General features: G+C 67.6%; 7 protein-coding genes. 3 read left to right on the top strand and 4 right to left on the bottom strand.

What is annotated here, in order from left to right; translation table 11 throughout:
* Positions 1-152: 152 nt before the first annotated feature.
* Positions 153-311: a DUF5679 domain-containing protein gene (locus tag ACFVWG_RS34165; protein ID WP_012922897.1), complete on the bottom strand. Its 159-nt coding sequence runs from the start codon at positions 309-311 to the stop codon at positions 153-155.
* Between the two features lie 521 nt (positions 312-832).
* Between ACFVWG_RS34165 and ACFVWG_RS34160 the strand changes: the two genes are divergently transcribed.
* A complete protein-coding gene (locus ACFVWG_RS34160; RefSeq protein WP_391547601.1) occupies positions 833-1,381 on the top strand; it encodes a YgjP-like metallopeptidase domain-containing protein in 549 nt (182 codons plus the stop codon).
* A 1,142-nt stretch (positions 1,382-2,523) separates the two neighbouring features.
* Positions 2,524-3,261: a uridine kinase gene (locus ACFVWG_RS34155; RefSeq protein ID WP_391547600.1), complete on the top strand. Its 738-nt coding sequence runs from the start codon at positions 2,524-2,526 to the stop codon at positions 3,259-3,261.
* Here the strand turns inward: ACFVWG_RS34155 and ACFVWG_RS34150 are convergent.
* Positions 3,246-3,728 carry a GNAT family N-acetyltransferase gene (locus ACFVWG_RS34150; protein WP_391547599.1) on the bottom strand — a complete coding sequence of 161 codons (483 nt, stop codon included), beginning with the start codon at positions 3,726-3,728 and terminating at the stop codon, positions 3,246-3,248. The genes ACFVWG_RS34155 and ACFVWG_RS34150 overlap by 16 nt on opposite strands.
* A gap of 11 nt (positions 3,729-3,739) precedes the next feature.
* Entirely contained in the window at positions 3,740-4,315 is a 576-nt protein-coding gene (locus ACFVWG_RS34145) for a CGNR zinc finger domain-containing protein (protein WP_391547598.1), read from the bottom strand.
* Positions 4,316-4,382: 67 nt separating this feature from the next.
* Here ACFVWG_RS34145 and ACFVWG_RS34140 point away from each other — a divergent pair, with 67 nt between their 5' ends.
* The gene (locus tag ACFVWG_RS34140) at positions 4,383-5,549 is read left to right on the top strand and encodes an MFS transporter (RefSeq protein ID WP_391547597.1); all 1,167 of its coding nucleotides are present in this window, start codon (positions 4,383-4,385) and stop codon (positions 5,547-5,549) included.
* On the opposite strand, the gene ACFVWG_RS34135 is transcribed toward ACFVWG_RS34140, so the two are convergent.
* Entirely contained in the window at positions 5,524-7,785 is a 2,262-nt protein-coding gene (locus ACFVWG_RS34135; protein ID WP_391547596.1) for an FdhF/YdeP family oxidoreductase, read from the bottom strand. The genes ACFVWG_RS34140 and ACFVWG_RS34135 overlap by 26 nt on opposite strands.
* Positions 7,786-7,835: the final 50 nt, after the last annotated feature.

Here is a 7,835-nt window from a genome sequence, read left to right as displayed (position 1 = left end):
TGGGGGGGAAGGCAAAAACCGCCCCCGTTTTTCCGGGCCAACAAAGCGGGGGGGGGGGGGGGTGCTGGGAGGGGGGGGGGGGGTGCTCAACAGAGGGGTGTGGGGGGGGGGACGGCCTTTTTCCGTCCCCCCCCCCCCCCGCAGGTGGTACGTCAGGCCTTGCCGAGGATCCGGTTCAGGTTCGTACCGCACTCGGGGCACTTGGCCTTCGCCATGCGCGTGCCCTTGTCGTTGACCTTGACCTCGCCGTCGGCGGTGCGCTTGGCCTTGCACTTGACGCAGTAGAACTCGCCGCTCCAGGTCTCTGCCATGAGGGCCCTCTCCTTGGTTCTGAAATCAGCCCGGGGTTGTCACCGAGCCGGTCGTGGATGCTAACGGCAGACCTTCCTGCCGTAGGCCGTTCGGCCCAATCGGGATTCACCCTACGGCCTTCTGAGCCGTGCTCAAGCCCACTCCGCCGCCTGAGCCCCGCCCGAGGCCGCCTGGGAAAGCTCATTCCGAAACTTTCGCCAGCACGGAACAGGCTCCCGGGAGGCCTTCTCCGAAACCGCTCGGCTTCCCCTCCGGGCGGCTCCGGAGAAGGTCCGGGAGCCTGTTGGGCAAGACGCTAGGAGACGGCCGCCCCGATCACAAGCCCGCGTTGTCCACCCCTGTGGATAACTCTGTGAGCAAGCTGTGGGACGCGCCGCGCGGCACTGTGGACGGGTGGGGGAACAAGGTGTGAACAACCGGAATCCGGTTGGTCCCTAAGTGGCGTCTGACCTGCGAAAACGTCTGTGCACAGGATGTGGACGTAAGAAAGTTGTCGGATTCGGGAGGTAGTTTTTGACCCATGGCCGACTCCGCACCGCGCTCGACCCCGGGCCCGATCCCGCCGTACGTCGACATCCGGCGCAGCAAGCGGCGCAAGCGGACCGTCAGCGCCTACCGTGACGGTGAGCGGGTGATCGTGCTGATGCCGGACCGGCTCTCGGCCACCGAGGAGGCGCGCTGGGTGGAGACCATGCTCGCGCGGCTCGACAAGCAGCGCAGCCGGTCCCGCGTGTCGGACGAAAAATTGTTGGCCAGAGCACACGAACTCGCGTGTCGCCACCTCCCCGAAGTGCCCGAACCTGCATCTGTGAGGTGGGTTTCGAACCAAAACAGACGGTGGGGATCCTGCACTCCGGCGGACCGATCCATCCGGTTGTCGACCCGTTTGCAGTCGATGCCGGCCTGGGTCGTCGACTACGTCCTGGTCCACGAGCTGGCCCACCTGGTCGAGCCCTCCCACGACGCGGCCTTCTGGAAACTGGTCCACCGCTACCCCAAAGCCGAGCGCGCCGAGGGCTACCTGGAAGGCGTCTCCGCCGCCTCCTCCCTGGACCTAGAAGACTTCTGACCACCCCGCACCCCGGCACCACCCAGTAACCCTAAGTAGTCACTCGACCACACACGGCCCCAGCCATCCCCTACCGCCGGCCCTCGCCACCCGCCGCGCCCCCTAACGCCCGAACACCCGGAGACGGGCCCTCCGTTCCTTCGGACGTTGCGGGGGATGCGGCGCTAACGTCCGAACGCCCGGAGACGGGCCCTCCGCTCCTTCGGACGTCATGGGGCTGTGGCGCTAACGTCCGAACGCCCGGAGACGGGCCCTCCGGTCCTTCGGACGTTGCGGGGGCTGTGGCGCGAATGTCCGAACGCCCGGAGACGGGCCCTCCGTTCCTTCGGACGTCATGGGGTGTGGCGCTAACGTCCGAACGTCCGGAGGCGGGCCCTCCGGTCCTTCGGACGTTGCGGGTTCGAGGGGTCCGCCGACGCCGCCGTACCGGATCCGGCCGGAGCGTCGGCAGCGGTCGTCGGCTGCGGCTCGGGTCGTGTGCCGGCCCTCGCCATTTCAGGGGATATCCGTTGAAACGGACCCTTCTCCCCTCAAAATTTCAGGGGAGAACCGTCAACTTGAGCCGATATCCCCTGACTTTGCCGCAGCAGTCGCAGCCCGCGAGTCACCTTGAGCACCGCTCAACCACGCGACGGCCGGCGAAACGGTTGAACCGTGCTCAAGGTCGAACGCCCCGTCCACCTTGAGCACCCACCAACCGCTTTCGGGCCCAGCAAGTGACTGAATCGTGCTCAAGGTCGGATGGCCCGTTCACCTTGAGCACCGCTCAACCATGCGACGGCCGACGAAACGGTTGAACCGTGCTCAAGGTCGAGCGGCCCGTTCACCTTGAGCACCGCTCAACCACGCGAGGGCCGGCGAAAGGGTTGAACCGTGCTCAAGGTCGAGCGGCCCACCCACCTTGAGCACCGCTCAACCACGCGGCGGTCGGCGGAATGGTTGAACCGTGCTCAAGGTCGAGCGGCCCGTTCACCTTGAGCACCCGTCGACCACTTTCGCGCCGGAAAGGTGGCTGAGCCGTGCTCAACGTCGTACCGGCTTGCGCGGAGGGGCGGTGTCGCCGTGAAGCTAGCGTCCGAGAACTCGCCGACTGTGTACGGCGATCTTTCGGACGTGAGGGGTGAGACCGGCAGACTGGTGGGGTGGCGTCTCTTGGGGTTGTTGGCGAGCTTGCGGGGCTCGTGCTGGCTGTTGAACGGGCGCATCCGGTGCGGGTGGTGATCGACGGTCCGTCCGCGGCGGGCAAGACCACGCTCGCCGACGAGTTGGCCGTCGTACTGGGGGAGCGGTCCGATCGGGAGGTGATCCGGGTCGGGCTCGACTACTTCAAGACGGCGCCCGCGCTCCGGACGAGGTACCCGATCGAGTCGCCGGAGAGCTACTACTACGAGATGTCGGACCTCGACGCGATCGTCTCGAAGCTGCTGCTGCCGCTCGGGCCAGGTGGTGATCGCCGCTACGTCTCGGGGATGCGGACGTCGAATGCGCAGACGGCGCTCGATGTGCCCGTTGAGACGGCAGCCATCGATGCGGTGCTCGTGGCCGACGGGTGCTTCTCGCTGCGGCCGGAGCTCGTCGACCACTGGGACTTCCGCATCTACGTGCACGTCGACTTCGATGTCGTGCTGCGCCGGGGGACTGAGCGGGACCAGGCGTGGATGGACTCCGCCGCCGCTGCGGAAGAGCGCTACCGCACCAGGTACATCCCCGGAGAACGCCTGTACGTCGACCAGGTGGACCCGCAGTCACTCGCGGATCTGGTGGTCGACAACACCGATTTCGAGCGGCCGGTGCTTACCGGGGATCCGGGACGCCGTCCGGGAGTCGACGGGATCAACAGGATGCCCAGCGCCAGTACGGCGCGTCAGGGCAGGTCGTAGTGCATGTCGTAGTTGGGGATGATCACGCCGCTGCGGGTCTGGTTCGTCGGGTTCTCGCGGTCGACGACGAAGCCGAAGGACTCGAAGGCAGGGCGGGCTGTGCGGCTCGCGTGGGTGATCAGTTGGGTCAGTCCGCGCTTGCCGGCTTCGGATTGCACCTTCTCGACCAGCATGCGGGCGATGCCGCGGCCTGAGTGGTCCGGGTGCACGAACAGCATGTCCAGCAAGCCGTCGTCGGTGAAGTCGCTGAACCCCACCACGATGTCGTCCACGCAGACCACGTAGGTGTGTGCGGCCGCCCGGCGAGCTGCCCAGGCGTCAGCGTCGACGTCCGCCGCGTCCGGCGCCCAGGCTTGCACCTGCTCCTCGGTGTAGTCGCGAATGGCCGTCCGCCGGACCGCGGCGTAGTAGACCTGCCAGGTCGGTACGGCGTCCTCGGGAACGTAGGTGCGCAGTGTGGTCGACATAACTCCCAACCCTAAGTCGCGTGGCGGGCTCGATGGGCTGCGGCTTTGACGCGGCTCTGGCACTGGGGTGAGCAGAAGCGGCGCTGGCCGTTCTTCGAGGTGTCGACGAAGACGCGGTCGCATTGGGGCGCCGCGCAGACGCCGAGCCGGCCAGCCAGGTCGCTGCCGACCGCGAGTGCGAGCCCGGCCGCGCACCCGGCCGCCCAGCCGTTGACGAGGGTGTCGTCGGGACCGTGGAAGTGCAGGCCCCAACCCTTCTCGCGCTTGTCGAGCTTCGGTCGGGCATTCGTGTCGACCAGCAGGGCATTGATCTCGTCCGCGGCTCGATCGAGGTCGCCGTTGTGCGCCGCCTCGAAGACGATCCGCATCCGCCGCGCCAACTCGGCCAACCGCTGCGCATCCTCTGGCCGCACGTGTGGTTGCGGGTAGCCGATCGCCACCAGCGAATCCGCCACCGCCTGCGCCTCGTCGACAGGACCGGCGTACGGCGAACCTCCGGAGAAGCCGGGCGTCAGCCGGTTCACGTACTCGACCGACGCCGCCAGCACACTCCGGGCATGACTATCAAAAGACACTTGACCAGTCACGTCACTCCTTCGTAGGCTCAGACCTGCGTGACCGATCATAGCCACTTAGACAGTCATGGAGTCGAGAATGAGCGCAGTGACGACCCTGATCGCGCCGTGGCGCGGCCTACCCACCACGGTCTGGGTGCTGGTGGCCGCCCGGGCCGTGAACCGGATCGGCGCGTTCTCGCTGTCGTTCCTGGCGATCGTGCTGACCGTGGAGTTCGGCGCGTCGCTGAGCCGGACCGGCCTCGTGGTCGCGCTCTTCGGACTCGCCACGATCCCGTCCCGCCTGCTCGGCGGATTCCTCGCCGACCGGATCGGCCGCCGCCGGACGATCGTCCTCGGTCTGACCGGATGCGCGGTCGCCCAGCTCTGGATCGCCGCGAGTCCGAGCCTCACCTCCGCGACGGTGGCGGCCGTCGTACTGGGGCTGGCGTTTGAGATCTACGAGCCGCCGAGTCAGGCCACCATTGCCGATGCGACCGAGCCTGCCGATCGGCCGGCGGCGTACGGGCTCTATGGCGCGGCGATGGCCGTGGCCGGCGTACTGGCTGGGTTGCTGGCCGCGGCCGTCAGCCACTGGGACCTGCGCTGGCTGTTCGTCGCCGACGCGGTCAGCTGTCTGACCTGCGCTGTGCTTGTCATGCTTGCACTGCCAGCCGATGTACGGCGGGATCGGGCGCAGGTGGGTCGGGTTGCGGTGTGGCGTGACCGCAAGCTGCTGTTGCTGCTCGTGAGTGGCACGGTGTTCGCCACGATCTACATGGAGCTGCTCGTCGGCGTACCGCTCACTCTGCTGGAGCAGCACCTGTCCGCGTCGGGTACTGGCATCATCCTCGCGGTCTCCGCGGCGACCTTGATTGCCGCCCAACGACTGCTGCGCGTGGAGCTCGACGACTTCCGCGCGCTCAGCATCGGCTACCTGTTGCTCGCGGGCGGTCTGGTGGTCTGCGCCTTCGCCAACAGCCTGCCGATCTTCCTGCTCGCCTCGATGTTCTGGAGTGTCGGCGAGACATTTCTGCTGACGCGCTATCTGACGCAGGCTGCCGGTCTGGCGCCCGACGGCGGCCGTGCTCGCTACCTGGCTGTCTTCGGGCTGAGCTGGGGTGTGGCCACGACCGTCGCGCCGCTGATCGTGACCCACCTGCTCGCGACGCTCGGGCCCGAAGGGCTCTGGCTGATCAACGCCGCCGCGGCCGTCGGGCTGGCCGCCGCGCAACCGTTGCTCAGGATGCGGCTGGCTCGAGCCTGACGGTCAGGCCCTTGGCCACGGGAGTGTTGCTGCCCTTGGCCAAGTCGTCGGCCGACATCAGCACGTTCGTCTCCGGGTAGTACGCCGCGACGCAGCCGCGGGCGGTCGGGTACGAAACCAGGCGGAAGCCGGACGCGCGCCGTTCGACACCTTGGAACTCGCTCACGATGTCGACGTACGCGCCGTCGGTCAGCCCCAGCTCGGCCAGGTCCGCCGGGTTCACAAACACGACCTCGCGGGTGCCGTGGATGCCGCGGTAGCGGTCCTCCAGTCCGTAGATCGTGGTGTTGAACTGGTCGTGGCTGCGCAGCGTCTGCAGCAGCAGCTTGCCCGGTGCCGTCGGCAACCAACTCAGGTCGCTCGCAGTGAACTGCGCTTTCGTGTCCGAGGTCTTGAACTCCCGCTTGTCCCGCGCCGCATGCGCGAGCAGGAAGCCGCCTTCGTTGGCCCGGAGCCGCTCCTCGAAGTCCTCATACCCGTCCGCGACCCGCCCGATCCGCTGCCGAATCAGGCTGTAGTCGTCGGCGAAGTCCGCCCACGGAATCTGCCCGACATCCGGTACGACGTGTTGTGCCAGCCCGGCGACGATCCCGATCTCGGACTTCAGTTCCGGCGCGGGCGGTGTCAGGTTGCCGGTGGACAAGTGGACCGCGCCCTGCGAGTCCTCGACAGTCACCGACTGCGGACCCTTCGGCGTCCGGTCGTGGTCGGTCCGGCCGAGCGTCGGCAGGATGAGCGCCTCGCGACCAGTGACCGTGTGCGAGCGGTTGAGCTTGGTGGAGACGTGCACGGTCAGGTCGCACTCGCGCAGTCCGCGGTGCACGACCTCGGTGTCCGGAGTCGCGGAGGCGAAGTTGCCGCCCATCGCGAAGAAGACCCGGACCGAGCCGTCGCGCAGCCGCTTGACCGTGTCGGCCGCGTCGATGCCGTGCTCGCGCGGTGAGGTGAACGCGAACTCGGCATCCAGCTTGTCCAGGAACGTGTCCGGCATCTGCTCCCAGATGCCCATGCTGCGGTCGCCCTGGACATTGGAGTGCCCGCGGACCGGGCAGGGGCCGGCGCCCGGCTTGCCGATGTTGCCCTGCAGGAGCAGCACGTTGACGATCTCGCTGATCGTCGCGACCGCCTCGCGGTGCTGGGTCAGGCCCATCGCCCAGCAGATCACGGTCGCCTTGGACTTGACGAACCGCTGGGTCAGCTCCTCGATCTCCGCCCGCCGCAGCCCGGTGGCCAGCTCGACCGCGTCCCAGTCCAGCTCGGCGTTGTGCTTGGCGTAGAGCTCGAAGCCGCTGGTGTGGGAATCGACGAAGTCCTTGTCCAGCACGGTGCCGGGGTGGTCCGCCTCGGCCTGGAGCAAGAGGTGGCCGATGGCCAGGAACAGCGCCTGGTCGCCACCGATCCGGATCTGCAGGTGCTGGTCGGCCAGCGCCGTCCCCTTGCCGACCCAGCCGCTGACCTTCTGCGGGTTCTTGAAGTTCATCAGGCCGGGCTCGGGCAGCGGGTTCACCGAGACGATGTCGCCGCCGTTGCGCTTGGCGATCTCGAGGTGGCTGAGCATCCGCGGCGCGTTGGTGCCCGGGTTCTGGCCGACGATCACGATCAGCTCGGACTCTTCGAGCATCTCCAGGGTGACCGCGCCCTTGCCGCTGCCGATCACCCGGTTGAGCGCCGTACCGGAGGATTCGTGGCACATGTTCGAGCAGTCGGGCAGGTTGTTGGTGCCGTAGGCGCGGACGAACAGCTGGTAGAGGAACGCGGCCTCGTTGCTGGTCCGGCCGGAGGTGTAGAAGACGGCGTCGTCGGGATCGGGCAGCGCCTTCAGGTGCCGGGAGACGACCTGGAAGGCCTCGTCCCAGCCGACCGGCTCGTAGTGCGTGGCACCGGCCCGGAGCAGCATCGGCTCGGTGATCCGGCCGAGCTTGCCGAGGTCGAACTCGGAGATCTCGTGGATCTGCTCGAGCGAGTTCTCCGCGAAGAACGCGCGCGGTACCCGTTTGCGGGTCGCCTCCCAGGCCACCGCTTTCGCGCCGTTCTCGCAGAACTCGGCCGCGTGCTTGCGTTTGTGGTCGGGATCGGGCCAGGCGCAGGACGGGCAGTCGAAGCCGCCGTCCTGGTTCATCTTCAGGAACACCTTGCCGGTCCGGGCCGGGCCCATCTCACGGAAGCCGAACTTGAACGACGACAGCACCGCGGGGACGCCGGCCGCCTTCTTCTTCGGCTGTTCGATATCGACCATGTCTCCACGATAGATCCACCTATCACCGGAGGTGACCTTGATAGCCGAAC

Source organism: Kribbella sp. NPDC058245 (genome assembly GCF_042882005.1).
GTDB lineage: Bacteria > Actinomycetota > Actinomycetes > Propionibacteriales > Kribbellaceae > Kribbella.
The sequence above is the reverse complement of the archived record's forward strand: the minus strand, read 5'-3'. Positions and strand labels throughout refer to the sequence as shown.